The 26056-nt window shown below is 65.0% G+C and carries 21 protein-coding genes; 7 read left to right on the top strand and 14 right to left on the bottom strand.

From position 1 onward, the window contains the following. Positions 1 to 166: 166 nt before the first annotated feature. From AAFN84_RS24350 to AAFN84_RS24370, 5 genes are read left to right on the top strand one after another with little or no spacing between them, the layout of a single operon-like run. Positions 167 to 679: a ubiquinone biosynthesis methyltransferase UbiE gene (locus AAFN84_RS24350; protein WP_347517332.1), complete on the top strand. Its 513-nt coding sequence runs from the start codon at positions 167 to 169 to the stop codon at positions 677 to 679. Continuing rightward, the gene (locus AAFN84_RS24355; protein ID WP_347517333.1) at positions 676 to 1854 is read left to right on the top strand and encodes a methyltransferase domain-containing protein; all 1179 of its coding nucleotides are present in this window, start codon (positions 676 to 678) and stop codon (positions 1852 to 1854) included. Before AAFN84_RS24350 ends, AAFN84_RS24355 begins: the two co-directional genes overlap by 4 nt. Then, positions 1851 to 4250: a SpoIIE family protein phosphatase gene (locus AAFN84_RS24360; protein WP_347517334.1), complete on the top strand. Its 2400-nt coding sequence runs from the start codon at positions 1851 to 1853 to the stop codon at positions 4248 to 4250. The genes AAFN84_RS24355 and AAFN84_RS24360 overlap by 4 nt, the downstream gene beginning before the upstream one ends. Before the next feature lie 3 nt (positions 4251 to 4253). Then, positions 4254 to 4802 (top strand): ATP-binding protein, encoded by a 549-nt coding sequence (locus tag AAFN84_RS24365; RefSeq protein WP_347517335.1) that lies wholly within the window; start codon positions 4254 to 4256, stop codon positions 4800 to 4802. A 33-nt stretch (positions 4803 to 4835) separates the two neighbouring features. Next, complete coding sequence (locus AAFN84_RS24370; RefSeq protein WP_347517336.1) at positions 4836 to 5174, top strand: STAS domain-containing protein; 339 nt, start codon at positions 4836 to 4838, stop codon at positions 5172 to 5174. A gap of 7 nt (positions 5175 to 5181) precedes the next feature. Here AAFN84_RS24370 and AAFN84_RS24375 read toward each other — a convergent pair whose 3' ends face one another. The 14 genes from AAFN84_RS24375 to AAFN84_RS24440 form a co-directional block, all read right to left on the bottom strand. Then, the gene (locus tag AAFN84_RS24375; protein ID WP_347517337.1) at positions 5182 to 5943 is read right to left on the bottom strand and encodes a protein kinase; all 762 of its coding nucleotides are present in this window, start codon (positions 5941 to 5943) and stop codon (positions 5182 to 5184) included. Positions 5944 to 5953: 10 nt separating this feature from the next. Next, positions 5954 to 7498, bottom strand: a complete 1545-nt coding sequence (locus tag AAFN84_RS24380) for a class I SAM-dependent methyltransferase (protein ID WP_347517338.1) — start codon at positions 7496 to 7498, stop codon at positions 5954 to 5956. A gap of 16 nt (positions 7499 to 7514) precedes the next feature. Next, complete coding sequence (gene tssG, locus AAFN84_RS24385; RefSeq protein WP_347517339.1) at positions 7515 to 8606, bottom strand: type VI secretion system baseplate subunit TssG; 1092 nt, start codon at positions 8604 to 8606, stop codon at positions 7515 to 7517. Continuing rightward, positions 8570 to 10405, bottom strand: coding sequence for a type VI secretion system baseplate subunit TssF (tssF, locus tag AAFN84_RS24390; RefSeq protein ID WP_347517340.1), 1836 nt, complete (start codon positions 10403 to 10405; stop codon positions 8570 to 8572). The genes tssG and tssF overlap by 37 nt, the downstream gene beginning before the upstream one ends. Positions 10406 to 10408: 3 nt before the next feature. Then, positions 10409 to 10537 carry a hypothetical protein gene (locus AAFN84_RS24395; protein WP_347517341.1) on the bottom strand — a complete coding sequence of 43 codons (129 nt, stop codon included), beginning with the start codon at positions 10535 to 10537 and terminating at the stop codon, positions 10409 to 10411. After that, entirely contained in the window at positions 10537 to 14034 is a 3498-nt protein-coding gene (tssM, locus tag AAFN84_RS24400) for a type VI secretion system membrane subunit TssM (protein ID WP_347517342.1), read from the bottom strand. The genes AAFN84_RS24395 and tssM overlap by 1 nt, the downstream gene beginning before the upstream one ends. Further along, on the bottom strand, positions 14031 to 15821 hold the full coding sequence (locus AAFN84_RS24405; RefSeq protein ID WP_347517343.1) for a type VI secretion protein IcmF/TssM N-terminal domain-containing protein: 1791 nt from the start codon (positions 15819 to 15821) through the stop codon (positions 14031 to 14033). Before AAFN84_RS24405 ends, tssM begins: the two co-directional genes overlap by 4 nt. Further along, the gene (icmH, locus tag AAFN84_RS24410; RefSeq protein ID WP_347517344.1) at positions 15818 to 17203 is read right to left on the bottom strand and encodes a type IVB secretion system protein IcmH/DotU; all 1386 of its coding nucleotides are present in this window, start codon (positions 17201 to 17203) and stop codon (positions 15818 to 15820) included. Before icmH ends, AAFN84_RS24405 begins: the two co-directional genes overlap by 4 nt. A 152-nt stretch (positions 17204 to 17355) precedes the next feature. Beyond that, positions 17356 to 18684: a type VI secretion system baseplate subunit TssK gene (gene tssK, locus AAFN84_RS24415; RefSeq protein ID WP_347517345.1), complete on the bottom strand. Its 1329-nt coding sequence runs from the start codon at positions 18682 to 18684 to the stop codon at positions 17356 to 17358. Positions 18685 to 18759: 75 nt separating this feature from the next. Beyond that, positions 18760 to 19371 carry a type VI secretion system lipoprotein TssJ gene (tssJ, locus tag AAFN84_RS24420; RefSeq protein ID WP_347517346.1) on the bottom strand — a complete coding sequence of 204 codons (612 nt, stop codon included), beginning with the start codon at positions 19369 to 19371 and terminating at the stop codon, positions 18760 to 18762. Next, positions 19322 to 20113: an FHA domain-containing protein gene (locus tag AAFN84_RS24425; RefSeq protein ID WP_347517347.1), complete on the bottom strand. Its 792-nt coding sequence runs from the start codon at positions 20111 to 20113 to the stop codon at positions 19322 to 19324. The genes tssJ and AAFN84_RS24425 overlap by 50 nt, the downstream gene beginning before the upstream one ends. Before the next feature lie 27 nt (positions 20114 to 20140). Next, complete coding sequence (locus tag AAFN84_RS24430; protein WP_347517348.1) at positions 20141 to 21250, bottom strand: class I SAM-dependent methyltransferase; 1110 nt, start codon at positions 21248 to 21250, stop codon at positions 20141 to 20143. 7 nt (positions 21251 to 21257) lie between these two features. After that, on the bottom strand, positions 21258 to 21638 hold the full coding sequence (locus AAFN84_RS24435) for a PAAR domain-containing protein (RefSeq protein WP_347517349.1): 381 nt from the start codon (positions 21636 to 21638) through the stop codon (positions 21258 to 21260). Then, positions 21635 to 22504: an ATP-binding protein gene (locus AAFN84_RS24440; protein ID WP_347517350.1), complete on the bottom strand. Its 870-nt coding sequence runs from the start codon at positions 22502 to 22504 to the stop codon at positions 21635 to 21637. Before AAFN84_RS24440 ends, AAFN84_RS24435 begins: the two co-directional genes overlap by 4 nt. Before the next feature lie 18 nt (positions 22505 to 22522). On the opposite strand from AAFN84_RS24440, the gene AAFN84_RS24445 reads away from it, so the two are divergent. Together AAFN84_RS24445 and tssH are read left to right on the top strand one after the other, a co-directional pair. Continuing rightward, positions 22523 to 23128: an STAS domain-containing protein gene (locus tag AAFN84_RS24445; RefSeq protein ID WP_347517351.1), complete on the top strand. Its 606-nt coding sequence runs from the start codon at positions 22523 to 22525 to the stop codon at positions 23126 to 23128. A gap of 152 nt (positions 23129 to 23280) precedes the next feature. Beyond that, complete coding sequence (gene tssH / locus AAFN84_RS24450; protein WP_347517352.1) at positions 23281 to 26004, top strand: type VI secretion system ATPase TssH; 2724 nt, start codon at positions 23281 to 23283, stop codon at positions 26002 to 26004. Positions 26005 to 26056 lie beyond the last annotated feature (52 nt).

Below are 26056 nucleotides of genomic sequence, written 5' to 3' on the forward strand. Positions count from 1 at the left end.
AGTCGGGGTTGTAAATCGCCGGGTATTTCCCGTAACGTCACGTTGCGGCAACGATCCGGCTACGGTGGGGTTAAGGGCGGGCAGTTTGACGGGATCGCGAAGTCGGTCCTGTTCAGCACGTCCGGAGCGCGGCAATCCGGAATTGCTGCTACAGGAATGCGATTCAATGTCCCGAACGAACATCAGCAATGAAGAGTTCGAGCTTCTTCTGGCGATCGAAATCGGAATCCGCGATTTCTCGTCGAGCTGGGCCTATTGCGACAGGCTATCGTCATACATCGCGCGCATGATTGGTCACAATCGGACTGATTCGCTTTTGTATTCGAACCTCTTTTCCTCCGCCCTCAACGAGCTTCTGGAGACGGCGTTCCGTCTTCACGGCCATGACGGCAAGCTTGTCTGCACCGTGTTGCGCAACTCCGGCACCGACCGAATCGAGCTGACGATTCCATGCGATGCCGAGCATCAGGAATTCTACCGCCGGACGATAGATCGGGTCACCAGCCCGGACGCGGCCGAGCAATATCGCCATGCCCTCTTCGCCGACGGACCTCTGGATCCCGGCGTCGGGCTCATGGAACTTGCAGTCGACTACAACGCAGCCATGCGGCTGGAAACGGTCAACGGGGACGCAGTCCGCCTCGTCGCGGATTTCGCATTGGAAGAATCAGAACGATGAACGCCGACGCAGCTCACCACACCTATGCAGTCCAATTCGACGAGAACAATCAGGAGTTCTCGATCGTAGGCTCGATGCGACCGCAGCGCGCCGAGGACCTCGCCGCTTGCGCGGCGTTGTTCGAAAAGTCGCTGCGCTCGGTCAAGGGCAACTTCTACGTCAATGTGAAACGCCTGGTGCGGCTCAATAATATCGCCTTCAAGGTGCTGGCCGACATGCTCGTCAAGGCAAGCGGCGAACGGCCGGATCTGCGCATATCGGTCATCACATCAAGTGTCGTCGGCTGGTCGACGCGCAAGTTCGCGACGCTGCGCAACGTGAGCGAAAACATCGTCATCGAGGAATACGACAGCGAGTTTTATCCCGGACAGGCATTCGTCGAAGACAGCGACATCATCGGGCTGCTGCGTACGCAGACGAAGATGACGTGGCGTCACGAGCGCAACATCCTTCCGCGCCATGGCGTGCGCCCGGGCATGGCGGTGGCCGACATCTGCTGTGGCATCGGCGATTTCGCAGTGCTCTTCCAGAAGGAGTTCAACCCGTCACGCCTCGTTGCGCTCGACCATTCCAAGCCCAGCCTTGCCTATGCGCGCGAGGTGGCCTCCGACTTCGGCGTTCAGGGCATCGAGTATGTCTACGGCGACGCGTCGGAACTGCTTCTCGAGGACAACCAGTTCGACTTCGTGACCTGCCGCCACTCGCTGCAGATTTTCGACCGGCCGGAATTGATCCTTCAAGAGCTGTTCAGGATTTGCAAGCCGGGCGGCCGCGTCTACGTCTCCAACGAGAAGAACTCTCACTGCCTTGGAGAGCCGCGCGGCGAATCGATCCAGTGGACCTATAATGAGGTCGCCAAGATCGTCGCACACTTCAATCATGACATCGAGATCGGGCCGAAGAGCCGTCGCCTGATGCTCGACGCCGGTTTCAGCGACGTGATGATGGAATCGTTCATGGTCACCAACATGGACGGGGACCCGCAGGACTTCGCCGACATCGTTGAGGCCTGGCGTGACCTCTTCGTCGGCAAGATGTCGTCCATGCGCGGAGACGATCCCGACTTCGTGGCACGGTTCCGTCAAGGCTTCGACGACCATGTCTTCGCCGCACTTCATCCGAAAGGTTACGCGGGCTGGCCGATCTGGGTGGCTTCGGGAAGGAAGCCCCTATGACGGCTGCTGATGCAACGTCGGCCGAGGGCGCTGCAACGCCGGGACGCTTCTCGCCTCGCAGCTTCCGGGCAAAGTTCATCCTCGTGGTGGGCGCGGCCGTCCTCTTCGACCTGATTATGGCCGGAGGCATCGCGATCTGGAATGTGCAACGCCTGTCGCAGGACGTCAGCGAACAGGTCGACACCGGCCTGACCGATGCCAACGAGGAATTCCTCCAGACCTACATCCAGACGACCGCGTTGCGGGCGAACCTTTTGCTTGAGCGTTCTCATTCGGAGCTCCAGTCTCTCGCCACCATCATGCAGTCGCAGATCGATGAACCGCAGTCGAGCGCGGCACTGGGCCGGTTGCTTGAGCAGGATCCATCCTATTCGAGCGAACTGATCTATGATCAGGCCGGCGGCTGGGCGCAGAATGCTCCAGGCGTCCCTTCGGTGGTCAATGTCTGGGGCTATCTTCTGGACGAGAACAACCAGCCCGTCCCGGCGGCGCAGGAAGCGATTCGCGACAGCGCGCTGATGGATGTCGTCGCGCCGGCGATGATGGAAACCGGCTCCCCGAAGCGGCTGATGTACTATATCGGCCCGAAGGACGCCTCCATCACGCGGTCCGTGCCCTATTCCGACCTGGCACGTACGCTGGATCAGTATTATCCCGGCCATAATGAAGGACCCAACTTCTGGGACTTCTTCTTCCCCGGCATTTATGAGGGCTGGCAGTCCTGGCTCGCCAATCCGTCAACGCGCCCGGTCGGGTCACAGATAATCATGACCCCGCCCTATGTCGACGCAATCACCGGGGCGTGGGTGGTGAGCTATTTCCACCCCCTGTTCACCCAGGCCCGCAACGATGTCGCCGGCGGCGTGGCCATGGACGTGACCCTCGACCAGCTCGTCGCCCTCGTCGAGAGCGTCAACATCTCCGACACCGGCTTCGGCTTCCTCGCCATGTCGGGCGGCAACGTCCTTGCCACCAACGAACTCGGCGAACAGACGCTCGGGCTCGTGGCCAGCGACGTCAGCGGCCAGGGCGTCACCGGCGTCAGCCGCTCCCTGCAGGAAAGCACGCAGGCCGCGATCGCCTCTCTTGAACTGCCCGCCGACCAGAGCACCCAACTGCGCCACATCTTCCTCGAGCAGGATGGAGAACAGGTTCCGTACCTGGTCGCGCTCAGGCAGCTTCAACCGCTCAATTTGTGGAACGGCAGCGACATCGTCGAGGAGACGATGGTGCTCGGCTTCGTCGTTTCCGAACGCGAAATCTACCAGTCGCTGACCTCGGTCAACCAGAATATCGCCGACACCACCGAACGGATCATCAACTACCAGATCATCGTCCTCTGCATCAGCTTGATGCTGGTGCTTGGTGCGGTCTACGCCATCTCCGGAAGAATAACCGCCGGACTGAGCGCACTTGCGGGCGCTGCCCGGCGCCTCCAGGCCAAGGACTATTCCGTCCGCGTCGATATCCCGACGCGCGACGAGGTCGGCGCCGTCGGCATCGCGTTCAACAAGATGGCCGAGGAAATCAGCTACCACACCGAAAACCTCGAGAATCTCGTAGAAGCCCGCACACATCAGCTCGCGGACGCCAACGCGGAGATCACCGCGCTCAACTCCAAGCTCAAGAGCGAGAACCTTCGTCTTGGGGCGGAACTCGACGTCGCGCGACAGATCCAGATGATGGTGCTGCCAAGGAGCGGCGAGCTGGAAGGCATCCCGCGCATCGAGATTGCCGGCTACATGTCGCCGGCGGACGAAGTCGGCGGCGACTATTACGACGTTCTTCACGACGGCAACCGCGTCAAGATCGGCATCGGCGACGTCACCGGACACGGCCTGGAGAGCGGCGTGCTGATGCTGATGGTCCAGTCCGTGGCGCGCGCGCTGCAGGAGAAGGGCGGCGACGATCCGAAGGAATTCCTCGAGGTCCTCAATCGCGCCATCTACAAGAACATCGAACGCACCCGCACCGACAAGCATCTGTCGCTCGCCTTCCTCGACTACAAGGATCATCACGTCACCCTGTCGGGCCAGCATGAGGAGGTGATCGTCGTGCGCCCGAATGGCGATGGCGAGAGCAAGGTCGAGAGCATCAACACGATGGACCTCGGCTTCCCGATCGGCCTGGAAAGGGACATCGGTCCCTTCATCGAGACGCGCGACATCGGCTTCGACAGCGGCGACGTCATTGTCCTGCATACGGACGGCGTGACAGAGGCGGAAAGCCCCGATGGCGAACTGTTCGGCTTCGAACGGCTTTGCGAGAGCGCGCAACGGCACGCCAAGGGCAATGCCGACGAGATCAAGAACGGCATCATCGGCGATCTGATGGCGCATATCGGAACACAGAAGATCCACGACGACATCACCCTCGTGGTGATGAGGCACAGGTAGGCGATGTCGATCAGCTTTGGCAGCATCGAACTCTCGAACGGCACGGACGCGCTCGGCAACAACCTGCGGCTGGCCGAAGGTCCGATGGAACTGAGCTGGCACCATTGCGGGCTCACGTCGGAGTTCCTCGGCGAGTTCTACGCCCTGTCGCATGCGGGCGGCGGCAACGACTATAACGAGGCGCGCCACAGCATCGGCTACCTCGTCAACGAGTTGATCGAGAACGCGGTGAAGTTCCGCTCGCCGGGGGACATCTACGTTGACAGTTCGCTGGAAGATGGACGGTTCGAGATCAAGGTGACAAACGTCATCGAGACCGAGACCGCCGACCGCTTCATGGCGCTGCTCGCCGAACTGACTTCGCGGGACCCCGGTGAACTGCTCATCGAGCGCATCGAAGCCAACGCCGAGGATGCCACATCGGCGGGATCAGGGCTTGGTCTTTTGACGCTGATGAGCGATTATGGCGCGCGCTTGGGTTGGAGATTCCGGGAAAAGTCGGAAGATGGGCGAATTGGCCTTGAGACCTTTGCATCGCTTGACCTCGCCTGAGGCACGCACTCTCAACGGAGCCGAACTCACACAATGGAAATCAAGACCAACGAATACCGCGTCTGGAGCGAAGGAGCGACGATCCACTACGAGGGAACGATGCGGCTTTCCGGCACGGAAGCCTATGCTCCGATCCTCGAAATGATGGACAACATACTCGCATCGAAGCCGTCGACGATCGTTCTCGACCTGACCGCGCTCGAGTTCTTGAACAGCTCGGGCATCAACCTGCTGGCCAAGTTCACGATCCAGGTGCGCAAGCAGGAGAATGTGGGCATGCTCGTCAAGGGCTCGACCCGCATACCGTGGCAGTCGAAGTCCCTGCCCAACCTTAAAAAACTCTATCCCGCCGTCGATCTCGTCATCGCCTGACGGGTTTTCATCCCGATAGCACATGAACCATCTGCCCGGCGCGTGGCCGGGCTGCGGCAGGGCCGAGCCCTGCCTCGATGATGGCTGCCAGGTCTTCGTCGACATTGCGGCACCGCTCGAGCCGCAGGTCTGGTGCAGCGCCGTCTTGACGTGCGTCCAGAACCGCGTCGGCATTGCCTGAATAGAGCGCTTTGCCGCCGACCAGCCAGGCGGCGATGGCGCTCAGCGACCAGATATCGTCGCTTGCAGACGGGGGCGCGCCACGCACCTGCTCCGGCGACATCCATGCCGCCGACCCCGCGACTTCGCTGCCTTGCACCGGGTCGCTTCCGGCAAGCACCGCCAGCCCGAGGTCGATCAGCACAGGCTGGCTCGAACGGAACAGCACATGCGCCGGCTTGAGATCACGGTGGACGATCCCACGCCCATGAAGATAGGCCAGTGTCTCCGCCAGCCTGGCGATCAGCAGCCGCGCTTGCGCCGGATGGCAATGACGCGCCTGGATGACCGGATCGGTCAGCGACGCGTCGAGGCGTTCAAAGGCTATCCAGTTCTCTCCGGCACCCTGCACGACCGGCAGGCCCGGATGATGCAGCATGGTCCACAGCCCGATCTCGTGGCGCAAGCGCATCACCGCATCGACGCGACCCGGGTCTGCCGCGCGCTTGACGATGATCGGTTCGCCATGATCGCCCCGCGCCTCGACAACCTCGATGCCGTCGCGGTCGCTCAGGCGACGCTCTGCATCCCAGGGTTTTCGCACGGCCATGGCCGGCGTGTCAGATCGCGCCGATTCGCTGCCAGAACGGCAGCGAGATCGCGACGATCTTTTCCATGTGCTCCTGCAGCCGCGTCAGGTTCTCCTCCGCGCCGTCGAAGAATGCCCCTTCATAGCTGATACGGTCGCCGCGGCTCTGCAACAGCGCCCATGCAGCGCGGGCCAGCGCGGCCGGCTCGGCTGGTGTGCCGGCCACAAGGACTTCATAAGCGAGCATTTCGAAAACGTTGACGGAAACGCCGCCGCACAGGGCCGGCGCCACGAGAGCGGTGCCCGGCCTGCCGGTATCCGCGCAGATGGCGAGATGATGGCGGTTGTAGGCACGCGCGACGTCCCGCGCCTCGTCGGTCACTACGGTGGCGACCGGCAGCGCCTGTCCAGATCCCGTCAGCATGCCGAGCACCTCACGTGCATTGGCTGTCGAACCGTCCGCCTCCGGCAGGTCGAGCAACTCGCCGACCGACATCGTCTGGCGTTCGGCCAGCGCAGCGAAGGCAGGCGCGTAGAACCCTTCATTGAGAGTCGCTTCGCCGAGCGGCACCTTGATCGTGCGCGTCAGCGCATCGGGCGGCACGATCAGCGTCAAGCGTTGCTCCCGCATCCGCTGGTCGCGGCGACGGACAGGAATCTCGCGCGCACCACGCATGAAGACATCGCGGCGAAACGCGCGGACCATGAAGTAGTCCTTGAACGTCTCGCGCTGCGAGGCCGGAGCGGCATCGACGAGCTGGCGCTGCTCCGGCTTGAGGCAAAGGTCGGGGAAGTTCTCCAGCAGGTTCGCCGTCGCGACGTAGTCGAGCTTGGCCGGCGCCATGTCCCGCGCCACGTCGTCGTGAAAGCACGGCGCCCAGTGCTCGTTGAGATATTCGTGGGCCAGATAGGAAACGCTGCCCTTCTCCGCTTCGCCGGCAAGCCGGTCGAGATAGTCCGTCGGCAGGCTCGGCGCTCCGGCGGCTGCGAAATCGCGCAACGCGGCAATCGCATCGATGACCCGCCGGTCACTTGGCGCACTGCCGGCGCGCGCCAGGTTCAGCAACAGCCGCTGGATCGGCAGCGCCTGTGTCCATCCCGGCAGGGCATTGTAGGTGACGTAGGCGACACCGCCGGGCTTGAGGTGACGGTCGATGAACGTCACGATGTGGGCCCGGTTCTCGAGGCTCACCCAGGACCAGACGCCATGCAGCACGATATAGTCGAAGGCCGGCATGTCGCGCGGCGCGTTGCGGGCCAGTTGGTCGAATGAGGCCTCCTCGAGCCGAATGTTGCCGAGGCCGCCAGCTTTGGCCATCGCCCTGCCCCGTGCGATGTGGGCAGGGTTAAAGTCGAAGCCCCAGACTTCGCTGTGATGGCTGGCGGCGGCGATCGCCAGCGCCGTTTCGGCGAATCCGCAACCGAGTTCGCAGTAGGTGAACGGCGTTCCCTGGGCGACCGGCGGCTCGATATTGCGCAACATGCAGGCGACATCGATGCGCGGCGGCGTCTGTTCGAGATAGAAGCCCGGCACATACTCGATGTCCGACACATAGCCTTCGTTCCAGGATGTCATGGGATGTCCGATCGTTTCAACGAAGGTGCGGGGCGCAGCGGAATTCGACTTCGGCGGGTTCCTTGCGCGGCCGTGACGACGGCAGCCAGGTGTTCCATCCGAGACGGCTGGCCTCTGGCGCATCACGGTCGCGGTCCAGCACCAAAGGGGGAACGTCCTCCGGCAGCAGGGACAGGCGCACCCTGAACGCTTTCTCGGGTCCGAGCGCGATCGCCGCCAGGTCGGCCAGCGTCTGCGCACGCGCGCCGTCTGGAAGCAGAGACCGGAAGGGTGCGTAATGAAGGCGTGCGACGACCAGCACCACCGACGATTCGATATCGAAGGTCCGCTCACCCAGCACCATGTCCTCGCCGAGCCGGCAGAACGCACCCGCCGCCTTGCCGGGGCCCGGAAGCCTGGTCCGGTCAGCCTCGCTGATCGGCAGCCAGGCGCCCGCGAACTGCTCGATGCGAACCGTATGGCCGAGCATGCCCGAAAGCGCGCGCTCGACGGCAAGCGCGGAGCGCCCCGTCCGCCCCAGCAGCCCCCCGAAAAAGACGAGGGTCTCGTCCGGCGCTTCGGTGCGGTTCGATACCGCAGGAGATCCGATGCCGACGATCGCCCGGAGCGCGGCATCGATGCGTCTGGGCATGCCGAACCGCGTCGCCCGGTCATGCTCGACCGTCAGCCGGTACTTTGCCCACGCTTCGTAGAGAAGGCCCGCCAGCCGGTTGTTGAACAGGTCGAGGAATTCACGCAGGCCGGGATTGCGCTCACGCACGCTGACATGGACCATCTCGCTGATGGCATGAGGCAGGACGCCCGATGGCCCGGTGAGCCCTATGACCGATTGTGTTACCTGCACGGGACCACCGGCGCGCGGCCGCGCAACCGTCGTCGCCTCCGCTGCCGCGTAGCCGAGCGGAACAGCGGCGCGTATGGCCGCAGCCGCCTTGCCCGGCTCCACCCCTCGTCCCAGCGGATCAGGCTTTTCGACGCCGGCGGCGTCGGCTTCCTCTACCGCCAATGCCTCGATGACCCGCAGGACCTGGAACAGGTCGTAGGCTTGCGGCCGATCGAAGATGTCGGACTTCAGAGAAGTATGCGGTCGCCGGCGCGCGCTGGCCATGTCTTGAGCACTCCGCTGCGGCCCTTCACCAGGGCGGTTAGGCGCGAGAAGGAATTGACGCTGGCGTAGAGCCCGAGGAAGCGCTCCAGTACACTTGCCATGAGAAAGACGCCGTTGCCGGAAAAATGAGCCTCGTCGAACGTCATCGTCACGTCGATGCCGCGGCAGAACGCCGTCTGGCCGCGGCTTCGAACGCGTGCGGTGCCGGGTTTGGACGAAAGACCGATGATGCCGTCGATCAGCGCCTGGGTTTCGGCCGAATCGCGAAAATCGTAGAGCAGCAGCATTTCCTTCAGCGCCTCGACGCCGCCTTCGGAAACCAGCGAAAGGTGGTTGAGCGACAGGTGCGATATCAGCCGCCATCGCCCGCCCGCCCCATAGTCGGGCCTCAGTGTCGGTGTCGGCGCCGTCAGCAGCCGCAGCCCCTTGACCAGCGGCAGCGGATTGACCGGGCGCAGATGCGGCTGTCCGCCGCCGAAAGGCAGACGCTCGGGGCGGTTGCGGTTGAAGCACAGTGTCTCGACGGAGAGCACGTGGTCCGGTGGCGCGGATGGGGTGAACAGGGGATCGACCATCGAAAGATAGACTTCGCTGCCGGGATTGTCCGGGTCGGCCTCGCGGCGGCTGGTGATCCACCATGCCGGACGCTCACCCTCCCCGCGCCCGGACGCGGCATCGAGGCCGTGGTCGACGCTGTAGAAGGCCTGCACGTCGCGCCGCTCGCCGCCGCCGTCCGAAGCCGTTACCTGTTCGACACTGTAGACCTCCAGCGCACGCGGGCGGCGGCTGTCGGCGACGATGCGATATTCGCTGGTCGTGTGGTCGATCGAGATCGGCTCGGCAGTCTGCGGAAACAGGTTGACGATCGGCGTGCAGCCCAGGGCAAAGGCCGAAGCGGTCACCGAGCGCTCCAGGCTCGGGGCCGCACGGCGCAGATAGACGAAAACGTCGAGCGTCCTGCCCTTGCCGGCAAGCAGCGCCGCCTCTGGCAGGTCGAGGTCGATGAACAGGAACTTCTCGGGGAACGCGAAGAATTCCGTCAGAACGCGGAAGGCCAGGTGAGACCCGCTGCCATAGGGAAGCAGGCCCTCGTTCTCATCGAAACCGCCAGGCTGGAAAACGGGGCCATTGACAATCACCGCGGCAGGGTCGTTCGCGCCCTCCGCAAACGCCACGGCGACGGCGTCGTTGAGCAGGAGTTCGTAGAGCGGATAGACGAGCTGCGGCTGGCCCCGCAGAAAGAAGCGAAGGCGCTTCGGCGCATTCGCCTCGAAGCTCACTTCCGGGGCAAGCGTCTCCAGCGTCAGTCGCAGGCAGCCGGCTGCATTGTTGGCGAAAGGCGTCTCCGGCGCGGCGATCGGGCGCCCCGACAGCGTCGCTGAGCGGACCGTCACCGGATCCAGCGTCACGTCGAACGCCGTCCGGAACCGGCAACGCTCGCCTTCCGTCGGTTCGGTATCGATGAGCGTACCGGCCGGCACGAGATGGCTTTCCGGCAGGTCGGGCTGCGGCTCCATCTGCAGGATCGACATCGACGGGATTGGCCGCTCGAAATGCGGATACAGGATGGATAGCAACGCGTCGGTCAACTCGGGGAAATCGTCGTCGAGCTTCTGCCGCACACGCGCCGTCAGGTAGGCGAACGCCTCGATCAGCCGGCCGACATGCGGATCCTCGATCGCGTCTTCCGACAGGCGCAGCCGCCCCGCGATGCGCGGATGTTCGGCAGCAAACGCTGCTGCGGCGCGCCTGATATTCAGGAGCTCGCGATTGTAGTGGAGAAGCATGTCGTCGGACATGGATCAGCAGAACTCCTGGTCGGGGCACGAAACCGGCAATGGCACCGCCACGAAAGCCGCCGCCGTGCAGCCGCGGGCGAGGATGGTGATCGCCTCGGCGGCTGTCAACCTGGGCGTGCTGTGCGATTCCATCAGAAACTCGGACATGAGAAGTCCGACAGGATATCGCGCGCGAACGGATTGCGCGTGGCTGGCGCGGTCACGTTCAGGATCACCTGACGGCTGCCGACGGAGAAGGTGTATGGCACGACGTCGGTGGCATCCGGCCGCATGATCCGACCGGCGTCGAAAAGCCTGAAGAGTGCCCACGGTCCCTGCCGGCGCACCATGTTGCGCTCGCCCTGAACCTCTGGCGTCACCGAGAGGATCGCATCCGCGTCGACTCTGTCCGGCGGCCACTTGAACGGCGACGGAGATGGTGGGCCATGCTGGTAGACCAGTGTCGGCCCGCCGATGTCGAACTGGAAGGCGCGCGCGGCCGGATCGAGCCGCACCGGCTCTACCGTGAAGTCGACCGACGGGGTCTCCGCGCCACCGAAATAGGCCGTGGTGATGCGGTCCGCCAGTTCCAGTTCCGCCAGCACCTCGTCCGCGATGCCGAGGCTGGCCTGCTGGCCCGGCCGCCAGCGCCAGGGACTGGCATTGGTGTCGATATACGGCCGCAGATAGTCGTTGCGGAACTGCGCGATCAATCCCGCTGGACCGAAAACACTGGCAAAATCCGCGATCGACGCATCGTTGCTGCTGCCGGGATCGAAGGGATAGCGCCCGCGCGTCGTGGCCACGCAGGCGGGCAGGATCGTGGTGTTCCATATCTGTGACAGCCGCTCGCGCGAACTGCCGCCGGTGATGGCAGCAGCCTGTGCAATGATCCGACGGAAGAGCGGCTGCATCGATTCCGGCAAGGTCGAAGCCTGCTCGGTAAGCTGGGCAAGCACGGTTTGCGGTTCGGCGCCCAGTTCCAGTATGTCGCCACCAGCCGCGATGTGGTTGATCTGGCGATACAGCGGCTCGAGCCATGCCAGCATGGCGTCGAGTTGCGACTGCTGGCCTTCCTCCGCCACGACCGCCTCGCGGAACGCGCGGAAATGCGCGGTGACCGCCGCGCCGATATCCTCCATCCGTCGAGGCTGGTAGGCATCGCCCGCTGCTTGCGCGGCACGCTGTGAAGCGAGATCCGACACAGCGTCGAGCGCGTTGGGCTCGCGCGTGAGGTCGGTTTCCCGCACGATCGCGGTCATCAGTTCCTGAATGGGCGACGGCTTGCCGATGATGATGGCGAAGGCACGCGCGACTTCGGCGGCGTCGGCGCCTTGCGTCATGGCAAGGTCGGACAGCAGATTGTCCCAGATGCGGATGTAGTCGACGCGATAGAGGTCGAGCAGGCCATCGCGGATACGGCGCGTCTCCCGCTCTCTATCGGCGAGCGTATCGGGCACGCCCATCACCCAAAGGTCATCGGCGAGCACCGCGGCGGCGGTCCGCGCCTCATCCTGGACGGCATTGAAGAAACCGTCGCGCGTGAACTGTCCGGAAATCCCGTCCCAGAAACTTGCACCGCTGACGCGTGCAAGCGCCTGCGGCCCCGTCAACGCCATGTGGTCGACCGGACGCCACAGCGCCAGCGCCTCGATCGCAGGACGTGCCGCAAGGCGATCATAGGCCAGCCGGGCAAGCGAGTACTCGGAAAGCAGGGCGCGCGCGCCATCCACGAGCGGCATGTCGTAGATGAGCGGCGGCATCTCGACGTAGGCCAGCTCGGCGAGGTGCCTCGCCACACGTGCGTCGACGGAAGCCGTTATTTCGCCGGGCAGCCAGCGGGCCGTGAAATCCGGGGCCATGCTTGCGGCCGTTGCCGCATCCACCGGGCGCTCGCCGACCATCATCAGATAGAGCTTGAGCTGCTGGAAACGGATCGCCGCGGCGATTCCCGGATCGGCGACGTCGTCGCGCAGGTATCGCCACACATAGGGAACCAGCAGTTGCGCGATGCCGCGCTCATAGGCGTCACGCGCCTCGCGCCGCGCGCTGGCGGTACTGTAGAGGCCGAGCGTCGCACGCGTCGGCCGCTCCTGCGAAAGTTCACGAAGGTCGTCGAGAGCCGTCAGCACGCGACCAAATTCGGCCGCTCGACCGTCTTCCGGCTCCGCCGCATCGAGGCTGGAGCGCGCCTGGACGAAGCCATCAGCAAGCCGCCCCGTATAGGCGCGGCCCTCGCTGAACGACAGCCACCATGCAGCCAGCAGGCCAAACGCAATGAGGGTGAGCGCGACGTTGGCGGCGATGCCGCGGGCGCGGCTGAACATCACCGCCGGGCGCGTCAGGCTGCCGAGGCTGGCCTCCGGCAGGATGACGCCGCGAAACAGGTCCTGCAGGAAATAGGGGCGGGAGGCTTTTCGCCCCTCATCCTCGCGCAGCATCAGATTGGCGGGGCGCTGGGCAAAACCGGCGGCAAGCTGAACGGAAAGCGGATCGATCGACAGCCGGTTCTGGGCCGCGCTGGCGAAGAACAGGCCGCGCACGCGCGGCGGGGCGCCGAACCGGTGCTGCGCGGTGACGTAGGAGATCAGCGGCTCCAGCACCGTGCCGAGTGCCGCGAACTGGGCGGGGAACTCATGCAGCCGCCGCCGCCGCTGCTCGTCCGGCTCTTCCTGGAGGCGGACGAGCAGTTGGTCGGAAAGACGCTGGATGATGGCCGCGAAGCCGGCCTCGAAGCCTTCACGGCGCTCCTGTCCCCCAGCATCAAGCGGCACGCCGAAGACGGCCGCCCGGTCCTGCGCGCCGAGCGGCTCGAAAAATTCCTCGAAGCCGACGACGAGGTCAAGCTTGGTGACCACGAGATAGACCGGTACCCGGGCACGCAGGCGCATACCTGCTTCATCGAGACGGCGCCTGACCGTCGAGGAATAATCCAGCGCGGCTTCCGGCGTCATCGCCAGCAACTCGCCCGCGCTCACCGCCACGATGATGCCGTTGATCGGCTGTCGCGAGCGGAGCCTGCGCAGGTGATCGAGCATGCGCAGCCACAGTGGCGTATCCGCCTGCTCCGACTGTTCGAGGAAGCTGCCATCGATCTCGGTCAGCACCGCCTGATCTGTGACGTGGAAATCGGCGAGCGCGTCGCCTGTCGCATCACGCTCCTGGTAAGGCAGCGTCAGGCCCGACTGCATCACCAGGGAGGTCTTGCCGGCGCCATCGGTTCCCAGAAGAAGATACCACGGAAGGCGATAGCCTTCCCGGCTCAGAAATCCGGAACCGGCGCGGGAAAACCGCACGGCGTCGCGCGCCGCGTCGCGAAAGGCGTCAAAGCGCGACTTTTCTGCCGCCTGCTCCTGCGCCGCCGCCTGCTGCTCCTCCTCGCGCTGGCGCCTGAGCGCGGCAAGCAGCGCCTGGTCTTCATTCGACCGGCGGACGCGGATGAAGTAGCCCGCAACGCCCCAGACGAGAACGAGGACAAGCACGAGGGCGAGCCTGATCGACACCGGTGAGAGTGGCTGCGTTCCCGCCACCGAAAGAAGCGGACCGACGAACCAGACGAAAAGCGCCAGCAGCGCTGTCGCGATTGTCAGCAGGGCAGCGGGAGAAACCAGCGCCCGTCCGATCCGGCCGAGGCGAGCCCGCATGCTCATGTCAGGCTTTCCTTCCACGCCACGATGCGGCGGGCGGCGTCGATATAGGCCGGGTCGATGCTGACGTCCCCGGCGTCGAACAGCGACCGGCTCTGCCGGATGAAGTAGTCTCGATCGGATTCCGGCAGCGACGACGCGCCGTTCTCGAGCCACGCGTCGAGACCGGCATCCTCGGCGACGGGGTCGGATGCAAGCGCGATCCGCTGCCGCAGTGTCTCGATATCGGCGTCCATGTCGACGAGCTGCGTTTCGAGCATCGCCGCCAGATTCGGCGCAAGCGCGTTGCGTCCCAGCCCGTCGATGGCATTCGACGATACCGCATCGAGGTCGCGCCGTGCCGTCAGGCCTGGCAACGGCAGCGGCTCCGGCGGCGCGCCGGCAAGATCGCCGCGATAGTCCTCCAGCCGCCGCATGGCGTCGAGGATCGATGGTACCGCATCAAGGCTGGATGGGTTCACGACGGAAGAGATGGCCGAGGCCATTTCGCGCCCCTGGACCGACCGCCGCACATCGTCGTCGAAAGCCCTGAAAACCAGATAGCCGGCACCGGCGCAGGCGAGCACGATCGCGCTCACCAGCACCCATTGCGCGACGCGGCCGACGCGGCTGCCGCCACGTCCCGCCAGGCCGGCCTCCGGAAAGATCGCCTGCTTCAGCATGCCCGAGACGAAATAGCCCTGGTCCTCATCGTCGAGGCCAAGGTCGGGCGGCAGCATGCCGCTGCGCGGCATGGCGAAGCGGCGCGACAGTTCCGGTAGGAGACCATCGATCGACAGCGCTTCCTGGTGCGCGCTGGTCAGGTAGATGCCGCGCAGCATCGCCCCCGGCCATTCGCTGTCGCTTTGCGGATGAAGCGCCTCGAGCATCGGCTGGACGGTCGATCGGAGCCCTGCCACCTGTGTGCCGAAACCGTTGATGCGGGCGCAACGCACGGGATCGGCCTCGCGCGACAGCCACTCAACCAGACGCACGCGCATCGCCGAAAGCAGCGTCTCGAAACCTCTGTTGACCGCGTCGCTGGTTTCGCGGACCGCGCCACGCTCCCCGGAACCGGCAAATGGCAACGCGAAACCCCAGGGCTGCTCGCTTTCCTGCTGCTCTTGACGATCGAAGAATTCGATGAAGCCCGGCAACAGGTCGATCTTCGCCAGCGCCAGATAAGTCGGCTGCACACGCCCGGTTGTCTCTTCGATTTCCCGCAGCGCCTGGGCGGCCATTTCCGCCATGTCCCGCTGCTCGGCACGATCGGCGAGTATGAGGTCGGCGGGGCTTGCGACGAGCACGACACCGTTGAGCGGTTGCAACGGCCGCAGGCCGCGGATCACCTCGCAGGTCTCATGCAGCCCGCTGTCGGGAAGTCCCACCGCAAGCTCGACGAACACCGCTTCACGGCCGACCCACCATGTCGCGCCGCCAATCTTCACCGGCATCGTCAGGTTCATGTTGGAGCGCTCGAGCAGGCTCGACTTGCCAGCGCCCGGAGCGCCGACAATCAGGTAGAATGGCACCGAATGGCGTGCCCTGCTTCCCTTGTAGCCGCGATCGGCGAGCAGGGTCTTGACCGCGCGACGTTGCGCGCGCACGCCCGGCGCATCGCGCTGCACATGCGTCTTGACGAAGAAGCGCCAGAACACGACCGGCAGCAACGCCCACAACGTCGGCAACGCCACGCAGGCAGCGAACAGCAGGTCGGGATCGGCGATCGGCGCTTCACGCCACAGCAGCCAGCTCCCGCCAAGCGCGAGAACAAGGCCCACGAGCCAGAGCGCCAGCCGACCCGGTTTCATTGAGCAGCTTCCGCCGGGATCTGGAACTCGACGCGCCGGTTGCGCGCCCGTCCCTCAGCCGTCGCGTTGCTGGCGATCGGATCGCCCTCGCCGCGCCCCTCGGAACTGACGCGCGACGGCTCGGCGACATAGCGGCGAAGCATGTCGGCGGCCGATTCCGCCCGCGCCACCGATATCGCCATGTTGTCGCCCATCGGGTTGTTGGCGCCCACGGGCACGTTGTCGGTGTGACCGATCACCAGGATCGGGCCGCGTTCGCCATCGAGCGCCGCGCCGATCCGCCTGACCAGCGGCTCCTCGGACGACGACAGCGCCAGCCCGCCTGACGGGAACGCCGCGCGCAACATGCGGATCGCGACGTCGTCGCCCAGCGGCGCGACCTCGACGGCCCCTGCCGCGATGTCCTCGGCCAGAAACTCCGAAAGACGCTCGACCTGTGTCTGCCGCACAGGCGGGACAGGGTCGGGAATGCTCGGGATGGCCGCCCTGTCGGCGGTGACCGGAACCGGAGGTACCAGACCGCTGATCTGTTCCGCCGTCGCCTCGACGCTGGATCGAAGGCTGACGCTGGAGAATATCCAGAGAACCGCCAGCAGCCCCAGCACCACCAGCGCCGCCAGCCAAGGCGCGGCCATCGATCGCGGTGGCTTGTGGGGAGCGGCCACGCCCTGCCACGCCGGCGAAAGGCTGCGCTCATATGGTCCGCGCACACGCCTGATGACGCGGTAGAGTTCGTGGCGCAGGCGCGTCAGATGGCCTTGGCCGCCTTCCATCACCCGATACTTGCCGACAAAGCCGATCGCGAGACAGATCGCCATCAGTTCGAGAACGTCAATGTTCTCTTCCGGATTGAGCATCGTCTGCGACAGCAGGTCGTAGAACCGTTCGCCACCCCAGGTCTCGTTGTAGAGCATGCTGACGAGGCCACCGCTGGCCCAGCCGGACTGGCCTCCCCACTTGGTGTTGAGGATGATGTCGTCGATGGTGGCGCACAGCGCGTAGCGCGCCACCCGCGCGGTCCTCGCCGAGATGTCGCGCGCCATCGCGGCGGTTTCGAAGCGCTTGATCTCGTCAATGGTGCGATTGCGGAATTCAGCCACGTCGTCGGGCGGGGCGCTCTCGTTCAGCCGCCCCGCCAGCCACAGCAGCGGTGCAGCGGCACCGACCAGTGGATTGATCGCGGCCAGCTCGAACGCTTTGTCGATGCCGGGATCGGCGCGGCTGCGCCCTTCGTCGAACGATGCGGTAGCGCCTCCTCCGCCGAAGAAGTCGTCCAGTTCGCTGCTCCCCTTCGGCTTTTCGCCACCGGCGAAGAAGTCGTCATCAAGCAGCGGCTCTCCGAAACCGCGCGCGGGATCGGCCGGACGGGACTCGATGCCCATTCCCATGCCCGGGTGCGGCGCCGGGCGCTGGGCGGCATAGGGCGAAGCGCCGCCCGGCAGCGGGCGTCGGATCGTGTCGTCAGCATCCGGCAGGTCGGGAAAACGGTCGCTCAGCGTCGGTCTCCTCTCAATGGTCGCATCGGGTCATGACCTCAGTCCTTGACCGCCCAGAGCTCGAGTTCGAGCCCGGGGAAATCGCCCGCGACGTGGATCGCCAGGCCGCTGGAGCTCGCGACCTGCTTCCAGATCGGGCTGCCGCGGTCGAACTCGAAATACGCCTTCCCAGTGTGGTAGGGGATTTGGCGCGGCGCAACCGGCAGCGCATGCAGCGCGACCCCCGGCAAAGCCGCATTGACCAGCTCCCTGATCTGCTCGACGGGGCCGGCCTTGGCCTGTCCGACGAGCCGACGCAACAGCGTCTCTGCCGGCATGTTGGCCTTGGCGGCAAGGATGAATGCGTAGCGCGCGTAGATCGAGCGGTCCGGCACTGCGGCGACGCGAATGCCATACCGGTGCTCCGTCAGCGGGATCGCGATCGCGCCGCTGTCGAGCACCGCGCTGAGCGACTGGCGCACCGCCGCGATCACGGGCGCGAAGGAGAGCTGGAGCTGCTTGTGGTCGTAGATGGGAAACGGCCTCGGCCGCCGGCCCGGCGTGGTGAAGGTGGCCAGTTCGCCGGCCAGCGCCACCATGTTCTCGAACACCGTATCGGGATGGACGGAGATTGACGCCAGATGGGTGAAGACGGGCTGCCAGCGGTTGATGGTCTGCAGCATCAGCGTGTCGGTCATCTCGGCACCCGTGCCGACGCTGCCCGAGGACAGGCGCGATGCGATCGCCTCGCCGCGGTGATTGAGCAGGCCGACGATCTCGGTGAGGATGCCCGCCAGAACCGGGGACACCCGCGCATCCAGCGTCGGCGGAATGTAGCTCTCGTCCAGCACGACGCTGTTGTCGGACCGGACCTCGACGACGCGCGCCAGGCCGATGCTGAGCAGCCCATTGCGCTCGCTGGATTCGAGCGCATAGCCGAGCCGCAGCTTGCCGACGGCGATGGACGCAGTCTCCGTCTCGCTGCTCGCCGCATCCGGCACGTCGATGTCGGTTGCTGCATAGCGGGTGCGGATGTCGGCGTCACGGTCGGCGACCTCGCGCCCGCCAGGCTGGGTGATCGGCAGCGTTAGGTAAAGGATCGCGTTGCGCGTGTTCTCGCCGAGCTGCAGCGCCGCGATCTCGCCCGCATCCTCCGGCAGGGCGAACGGGGTACCATCTTCGAAGACGCCCGAGGCGCGCTCGACCGCAAAGCGGCCGATCGACAAAAGCTCACGGTTTAGCCGCAGCTCCGAAAGACCCCAGCCATGGCTGCGCAATGCACCGACCCGCCCTTCCACGAGGCGCTCGAAGTAGCGGCCATTCTGCTGGAAGTGCTGGGCACGAATGAACATGCCTTCCGACCAGATCACCTTGTCATGATACGGCATCAGGCACGTCCCCCACGCTCGATTCGCCAGACGGAATCGCTGCCTTCATGTCTACCACACACATGCCCGCCTGCCTCAATCATGCGGCCCCAGATCGACGGAAAGCGTCTTCAGTTCCGCCTTCAGCTTGAATTGCTTTTCCCCGTGCAGCGGCACCATGGCGCGCCACTTGGCCTCCTCGAAATTGCGGAAGCCGGCGACGACGGCCACCAGCACCGTTCCTTCCGCCATGTTCGCCTTGATGCGCTCGACCCCGCCGGGGCTGAGGATGACCTCGGTCTTGCCCAGCATGGTGTCGCCGAGGGTCTCGGCGTCGTTCTCCCAGAGCTGGCGGAAGCTGGCATTCACGAACGCCGCGTCACCACTCAGAAGATACAGCCGAACCACCAACGGCGAGGGCTGCCCGTCGGGCAGCGGATTGACCAGCGGAGACGCCATGGCGATGAAGTCGATGAAAGCCTCCGCCGGAGCGGGCTTGATCTCGATCTCGGTCGGCGGGGGCGGCTTGTCCTTGCTGAATAGCCCGCAGCTCCCCAGCCACAAGCACATCATGACAACCGTCCATGTCCGGATAACGCCGGGCATGCAATCACCCCACCAATGGCTGGACAGCCTCCAGCAACAACGAGCGACGCTGCTAGACCTGCTGGCCCCCGGGCCGCGCCAGCAGGTCGCGTAGTCGCTCATGAAAACTCCGCCGTTCCGTCTCTGGTAGCAGGCGCCCTGCCTCCTCGACGGCCCGGGCAAGTCCCATGACGTCGATGTCCGCACGGGATTGGACGAGAAACTCAACTGTGCCGCCGCTAGATTCTTCCGACTCTGTCGAACTAGCCGCAGGCAGGGAAGCATTCCCGGCCTCCTGCGGCAAGATATCCACGGGTTTCGACGTAACGTCACTACCTTGGGCTGTGTCCTGCGTCCACCAATCATCGAGGATTCGCTGACTCGCCCCACCGGGCTGTGCCGCAGCCGTCATTGGTTCTGGTTCCACTGGCGCCTGCGGAGCCTCGACAAGCGCCTCAGTGATGCCGAACGGACCAGCGGAGCCGAGCGGCGGCCGGCTCGAATCATGTGCGGGAAGCGCGGAGGCGCCGATTTCCGGAATCGCTTTCGATGCACTGTCGAGCTGCACCTCGATGATCGCATCGCCGAGCTTGAGTCGTTCGCCGCCGGACAGCGCCCGGGAAACCCCGTAGCCGAGCGGACGATCGTCCACCATGACGCCGTTGGTCGACGTGTCGGTGACGACGAAGCCGCTGAAATCGCGGTCGATACGGCAATGCGCCTTCGACACGATCCGCTCCGGGTCAGGCAGCACCCAGCCCGCGGTCGGCGAGCGGCCCACCACCAGGCTGCCATGCTCCAGCGTCTTCTCGATCTGGGCGCCCATTAGCCTTTCCGGGCCCTTCAAAACCAGCTTGAGCTTCATGCGCGTCCTCCGCGTTCCCGCCTGCGGCTACCCGATTTCCGAGTCGGCGCCATTGTGCCCGACTATGCGCCGTGCCGCTACCAGATGAGCCTGATAATGCACGCAGGATCGCTCATGAAGCCGGACGTGCCACGGGATTTCGCGAGGCGGTTTTTCCCTGCGCAATGGTCCCGCCGCCATCGGTCCGTCGGCAAGCATCATCTCGAGGATCGGTTCCGCATTCCCGCCGAGCGGGCCACGCTGGGAATGGCCGCCGATCCAGTGCTCGACGGGAGTGACGTTGCCGGTCCAGTCGAATGGCACGGAAAGCAGAGCCTGTCCGTCGTCCTTCAGCACCGTTCCGATTTCGCCAAGTCCCGCGCGTGGGTCTCCGAGGCAGTCGAGCACATTGAGCCCGACGGCAAGCGCGAAGGTCCGCTCCGAAAACGGCAGCGCCAGTGCATCGCAGATCCAGATGTCGGCGCGGCCCTTCGCGTCCAGCGCATGGCCGAAGCTGCGGCGATCGTAGGCGAGGCCGACCCGCCGACGCGCATAGTCGACCTGGCCCGACAGCACGGTGCGACGCGCCATGCGCGCCAGCGGCACCGAGAGGTCGATGCCCAGGACCAGCCGATCCATACGCGCCGCGAGCTCGGCGACCGACCGGCCCGCGCCACATCCCAGGTCGAGCACCGGCCCCTCCGGCAGCGCATCGCCCGCAATCATCTCCAGCGCCTCGCCGAGTGCGCGCGCGACGCCACCCGGCGCCGCTCCGCCAGGCATTTGGCGGTCTTCCAGCGGGTCGAAGTCACCCCAATGGTCCCACGCATACGACGAGACATGCTGACGCAGGGAATCCAGCCCGCTGGCCGGCCCCGACGCATCGCCCAGCAGGCTCTCCACGGCCGGGGTCAGATCGTCGCGCGCCATCAGGTAGAACAGATTGTCCTGCACGAAGCGGCGAACGTCTGCCACGATTACCGGGAGCCCGTCGATGATCGGGTATTCGGCGCCGCAGACGGTGCACCCTATGATGCCGGCGAGGATGTCCTCGCCATCGTCCGCCTCGACCAGCGTCACCGCCAGCGGCGATGAAAGCCCGCGGGTGCGGCATGACGGGCAGACCGGCGTCAGTGCCTTGAAATGCTGTCGCTGCACGCTGCTATCAACCGCCGATCATGACCGTGGGACAACCCGGAGGAAGAATCTTGCCGACCGGGCTCGGGATCGGGGCGACGCAGGCGGGATGCGTTGTCATGTCCATCACGCGCGCGGCAGGCATGCCGCCGATGATCACCGTCGCGGATCCCTTCATGATCATGCCGGGCCCTCCCGGCACGCATCCGCCGAGCAGGCACGGCTGCGTCATATCCGTCAGGCGCGCTGCCGGCATGCCGCCGATGAGCACGTTCGGCTGTCCCTTGATGATGGTGAGCGGCATGGCCGGATGGGGGGCCGGCGTCGGTACCAGCGCGGCGGGGTGGATCGGCGCGTGGCAATGCGGCGCGTCCTGAAGCACCTTGTCGCCCATCCGTGCGGCATTCATGGCTTTTCCTCTTCCTGCACGGACCCGTCGGCGATCCGCTTGCGCATCATCAAGACGTTCCATCCATCGCGACGGCCATACGCAATGTCATCCATGACCGTGCGCACGAAATGCATCCCCAGTCCGCCGATCTCGCGGTCCTCGACGTCGCCGGAAAGATCGGGAGGCGGCACGCGGAGCGGATCGAAGGGGGAGCCGTCGTCGCGAAGCTCGATTTCGAGGTCCCCGCTCTCCAGCGACAAGTCCACGACTATCTCATGGGCGCTCCCGTCCGCAAAGGCATAGCTGACGGTATTGCTGAGAAGTTCGTCCATCGCGACGTCCAGCCCCGCGACATGGTCTTCATTGATATCGCGCCTGGCAAGAAAATCAGCCATGTCGGCAAGGAAAACCGGGATGGCATTGGCGTCGTTGGCGACACGGAAGGTTGCGGAATTCCGCGTCCGCGTAGCGCCCTTGAACAGCACCGCGACCACGCAGCCGCCGTCGATCCCGCCAATAGCCGGCTCAACCAGAGCGCGCAGGCCCGCCGCCGGCAGGCTGGCAACCGCCGACGGCGCCTCGATGGTGTTGCTGGTCGCGAGCCAGACGATGTCGCCGCCCTCAAGCGAAGCGCGGTCGCGCGGAATGGACATCGCTCCCGCGCCACCGATGCTCGCCATGCTCAATGCTCCGTCCCCCACGTCGATACATGCCGTCGCCGCCGCAAATTCCTGCTCCGGCATTGCCCGTGACATGGCGGCCAATGCCTGTTTGGGGTCACGGAAGCGCGTCAATGCGGCCCTCAGCAACTGCCGCAGTGAGGTGGCGGCAAGCGCACCCTGGAGACCGCCGCCTGCGCATCGCACCGCACTGACGACGAGCATCGAGTTGCCGAGCCATACATGATCATGGAAGACGGTCTGCCCGTCGCCGTCGTTCACTCCCGCATGAAGTTCGAGGTCGCGCCGGAATGGAAAACTCTGCGGCAGCAACGCCTGCCGGATCGTCGCCGCCAGCGCGTCTTCGTCCGACAATTCGGTTGCCATGGCGGCTTCATCGCAATTAGGCTGGCGGGAATCGGGCAAACTGAATCACTTTCTGCAATCATTCCCATCTGCGCCGCGGCGCCGGGAACTCACCGCCAAGTGCCGAACGTCGAGGTCGCAATCACCATGAACATCGCCGAGAGTCGCCAGGACGGCAACCTCATAATCGCACCGATCGGCAGAATAGATACCGCAACGTCATCGGAATTCGACCGCCATCTCGGCTCCGTCATCGACAGGGGCGACACGCGGCTCATCATCGATCTGAACGGACTCGAATATATCAGCAGTACAGGCCTGTCGGCATTTCTGACGGCCGCCAAGAAAATACGCGCGGCTGGCGGGCGCATGGCTCTGGCGGGAATGAACAGCCGAATAAGGCTCGTCTTCGAGATGAGTGGATTCTTAAGACTGTTTCCGGTTTTCCCGAACGTCGATGCGGCGATTGCGGGGCAACCTTGAGTTTGGTCTAGACTCGGTTTCGTTGACCGCATAGGGTCCGGCCGCGTATACCGTTGCGTAAGATTCGGTCGCTAGTACCGTGTTGACACCTCGTGGGCGAGTGTCAGCCAAGCCAAGATCTAAGACTCTATTTGGTGAAGTTGGGGGTATCTGTGCTCAACGTAGACTTGCAGTCGCTGGTCGGACGGCTGAATCCGTATTGCCGATCTTCCCTCGAAGGTGCGGTCGGGCTCACGCTGTCCCGTACGCACTACAATGTCGAGATCGAGCACTGGCTTTCGAAGCTGATCGAATCGACCGACAACGACGTCGCTGCCATCCTTAGACATTTCGAGATCGACGCCGGACGGGTCGCGACCGACCTTACCAAGGTGCTCGAAAAGCTGAAGACCGGCAACAGCCGCTCGCCGGCTCTGGCGCCCAATGTGGTCAAGCTGATTCGCGAGGCCTGGATTTTCGCCTCGCTGCAGTATGGCGAAGCCGCAATCCGCAGCGGCCACCTGCTGACGGCCCTCCTCTGTGATGATTCGCTGTCGGCGCTGGGGCGCGACGCCTCCCCGCATCTCGCCAAGATCAATGCCGAGACCCTGCGCACGGGACTTGCCAAGATTGCTGCGGACAGCAGCGAGGCCGGCGGCGCGACCAGCCTGAGCAGCGGCACGACGGCGGGCGCATCCGCCGGGACCGCCGGACCCGCTTCGACGGCGGGCGGCTCCGCGCTGGAGCAGTACACCATCAACCTCACCGCGAGGGCACGCGAGGGCAAGATCGATCCGGTGCTCGGCCGCGATGCCGAGACCCGTCAGATCGTCGACATCCTGACCCGCCGCCGCCAGAACAATCCCATTCTCACCGGCGAGGCCGGCGTCGGCAAGACCGCGGTGGTCGAAGGCTTCGCGCTGAAGATCGCCGCTGGTGAAGTGCCCCCGGCGTTGAAGGACGTGGAGCTTCTGTCGCTCGATCTCGGCTTGCTGCAGGCCGGCGCTGGCATGAAGGGCGAGTTCGAGAACCGCTTGAAGAACGTCATCGAGGGCGTCAAGTCGTCCCCGAAGCCGATCATCATGTTCATCGACGAAGCCCACACGCTGATCGGCGCGGGCGGCGCGGCCGGCCAGAACGATGCGGCCAACCTGCTGAAACCGGCTCTCGCACGCGGCGAGATGCGCACCATCGCCGCCACCACCTGGGCCGAATACAAGAAATATTTTGAGCGCGACCCGGCTCTGACCCGCCGCTTTCAGGTGGTCAAGGTCGAGGAGCCGGAAGACGAAGCTGCGATCGGCATGATGCGTGGCCTCGTGCCGACGCTCGAGCGCCATCACGGCGTGCGCGTGCTTGCCGAGGCGGTCGAGGAAGCCGTGCGGCTGTCGCGGCGCTACATTCCGAGCCGGCAGCTTCCCGACAAGGCCGTGAGCCTGCTCGACACTGCCTGCGGCCGCGTCGCTATTGCCAGCCACGCGATCCCCGCTGCGATCGAGGATCGCCGTCGCCGTCTGGACATGCTCGACACCGATCTGCAGGTGCTCGCCCGCGAGACACGCATCGGCACTGACCATTCGGAGCGCATCAGCGAACTCCAGGCCGACCGCGAGAAGACGGCGGGCGAACTCGCCGGTCTCGAGACCCAATGGGAAGGCGAGCGCGAGCTCGTCGGCCGCATCCGCGATCTGCAGGCGAAACTCGCTGATGTCGAGGAAGGTGCCGAGCCGGCGGCCGAAGCCGAAGATCCGGACGCGCTGCGGTCTGAACTGGCCGCGCTGAATGCAGAACTGACGGAGAAACAGGGCGAAAACGGTCTGATGCGCGTCACCGTCGACGCGCAGGCGATCGCGGAAGTGGTCGGCAACTGGACCGGCATCCCCGTCGGCCGCATGGTCTCGAACGAGATCAAGACCGTCCTCAATCTCAAGGACAAGCTGGAAGAGCGCGTCATCGGCCAGCCCCACGCGCTGGAGGCGATCGCCGAGACAATTCGCACCTCGCGCGCCAAGCTCATCGATCCCAGGAAGCCGATCGGCGTGTTCCTGATGGTAGGAACTTCCGGCGTCGGCAAGACCGAGACGGCGCTCGCCGTTGCCGATCTTCTTTATGGCGGCGAGCAGAACCTCACCGTCATCAACATGTCGGAATTCAAGGAAGAGCACAAAGTCTCGATGCTCGTCGGCTCGCCTCCAGGCTATGTCGGCTATGGCGAGGGTGGTGTGCTGACCGAGGCTGTGCGCCGCAGGCCCTATTCCGTCGTCTTGTTCGACGAAATGGAAAAGGCCCATCCGGGCGTGCAGGACGTGTTCTATCAGGTGTTCGACAAGGGCATGCTGCGCGACGGCGAAGGCCGCGACATCGACTTCAAGAACACCGTCATCATCATGACATCGAATGCCGGGACCGACCTGATCCACAGGCTGTGCGCCGATCCGGCAACGCGGCCGGACGCCGAAGAACTCGGCGAGGCCCTGCGGCCCGAACTGCTCAAGCAGTTCAAGCCCGCCTTCCTCGGCCGCTGCTCGGTGGTGCCCTACTTCCCGCTGGCCGACGAGATCATCCGCAAGATCGTCGAACTGCAGCTCAACCGGATCCGCAAGCGGTTCCTCGAGAACTATCGGGCACGGCTGGTGTGGGACGACACGCTGGTCGCCGAGATCGCCAGCCGCTGCACGGAAGTGGAAAGCGGCGCGCGCAACATCGAATACATCCTTTCGCGCGGCCTTCTGCCGCAGCTTTCGGCCCATGTTCTGGCGGTCATGGCGGAAGGCGAGCAGGTCGGCGACATCACCGTCTCGATCGAGGCGGACGGGCGTTTCCGGTTTTCGCGACCAGAGGAAAAGGGCATGGCGCCCTCCGAGGTCGTGCACGACGAATTGGCTCCGGCCAAGTAGGTTTTAACCACACTGCTGCATGGACATAGGGATCCGTGCAGCAGCCATTTCG

This window comes from Mesorhizobium sp. CAU 1741, assembly GCF_039839275.1.
In the GTDB taxonomy this organism is placed as follows: Bacteria; Pseudomonadota; Alphaproteobacteria; order Rhizobiales; family Rhizobiaceae; genus Aerobium.

What these genes read in the sequence shown, in the direction of transcription:
- AAFN84_RS24350 (WP_347517332.1), top strand. Translation starts at nt 167, where the DNA reads ATGTCCCGAACGAACATCAGCAATGAAGAGTTCGAGCTTCTTCTGGCG.
- AAFN84_RS24355 (WP_347517333.1), top strand. Translation starts at nt 676, where the DNA reads ATGAACGCCGACGCAGCTCACCACACCTATGCAGTCCAATTCGACGAG.
- AAFN84_RS24360 (WP_347517334.1), top strand. Translation starts at nt 1,851, where the DNA reads ATGACGGCTGCTGATGCAACGTCGGCCGAGGGCGCTGCAACGCCGGGA.
- AAFN84_RS24365 (WP_347517335.1), top strand. Translation starts at nt 4,254, where the DNA reads ATGTCGATCAGCTTTGGCAGCATCGAACTCTCGAACGGCACGGACGCG.
- AAFN84_RS24370 (WP_347517336.1), top strand. Translation starts at nt 4,836, where the DNA reads ATGGAAATCAAGACCAACGAATACCGCGTCTGGAGCGAAGGAGCGACG.
- AAFN84_RS24375 (WP_347517337.1), bottom strand. Translation starts at nt 5,943, where the DNA reads ATGGCCGTGCGAAAACCCTGGGATGCAGAGCGTCGCCTGAGCGACCGC.
- AAFN84_RS24380 (WP_347517338.1), bottom strand. Translation starts at nt 7,498, where the DNA reads ATGACATCCTGGAACGAAGGCTATGTGTCGGACATCGAGTATGTGCCG.
- tssG (WP_347517339.1), bottom strand. Translation starts at nt 8,606, where the DNA reads ATGGCCAGCGCGCGCCGGCGACCGCATACTTCTCTGAAGTCCGACATC.
- tssF (WP_347517340.1), bottom strand. Translation starts at nt 10,405, where the DNA reads ATGTCCGACGACATGCTTCTCCACTACAATCGCGAGCTCCTGAATATC.
- AAFN84_RS24395 (WP_347517341.1), bottom strand. Translation starts at nt 10,537, where the DNA reads ATGGAATCGCACAGCACGCCCAGGTTGACAGCCGCCGAGGCGATCACC.
- tssM (WP_347517342.1), bottom strand. Translation starts at nt 14,034, where the DNA reads ATGAGCATGCGGGCTCGCCTCGGCCGGATCGGACGGGCGCTGGTTTCT.
- AAFN84_RS24405 (WP_347517343.1), bottom strand. Translation starts at nt 15,821, where the DNA reads ATGAAACCGGGTCGGCTGGCGCTCTGGCTCGTGGGCCTTGTTCTCGCG.
- icmH (WP_347517344.1), bottom strand. Translation starts at nt 17,203, where the DNA reads ATGGGCATCGAGTCCCGTCCGGCCGATCCCGCGCGCGGTTTCGGAGAG.
- tssK (WP_347517345.1), bottom strand. Translation starts at nt 18,684, where the DNA reads ATGCCGTATCATGACAAGGTGATCTGGTCGGAAGGCATGTTCATTCGT.
- tssJ (WP_347517346.1), bottom strand. Translation starts at nt 19,371, where the DNA reads ATGAGCGACTACGCGACCTGCTGGCGCGGCCCGGGGGCCAGCAGGTCT.
- AAFN84_RS24425 (WP_347517347.1), bottom strand. Translation starts at nt 20,113, where the DNA reads ATGAAGCTCAAGCTGGTTTTGAAGGGCCCGGAAAGGCTAATGGGCGCC.
- AAFN84_RS24435 (WP_347517349.1), bottom strand. Translation starts at nt 21,638, where the DNA reads ATGAATGCCGCACGGATGGGCGACAAGGTGCTTCAGGACGCGCCGCAT.
- AAFN84_RS24440 (WP_347517350.1), bottom strand. Translation starts at nt 22,504, where the DNA reads ATGCTCGTCGTCAGTGCGGTGCGATGCGCAGGCGGCGGTCTCCAGGGT.
- AAFN84_RS24445 (WP_347517351.1), top strand. Translation starts at nt 22,523, where the DNA reads ATGATCATGGAAGACGGTCTGCCCGTCGCCGTCGTTCACTCCCGCATG.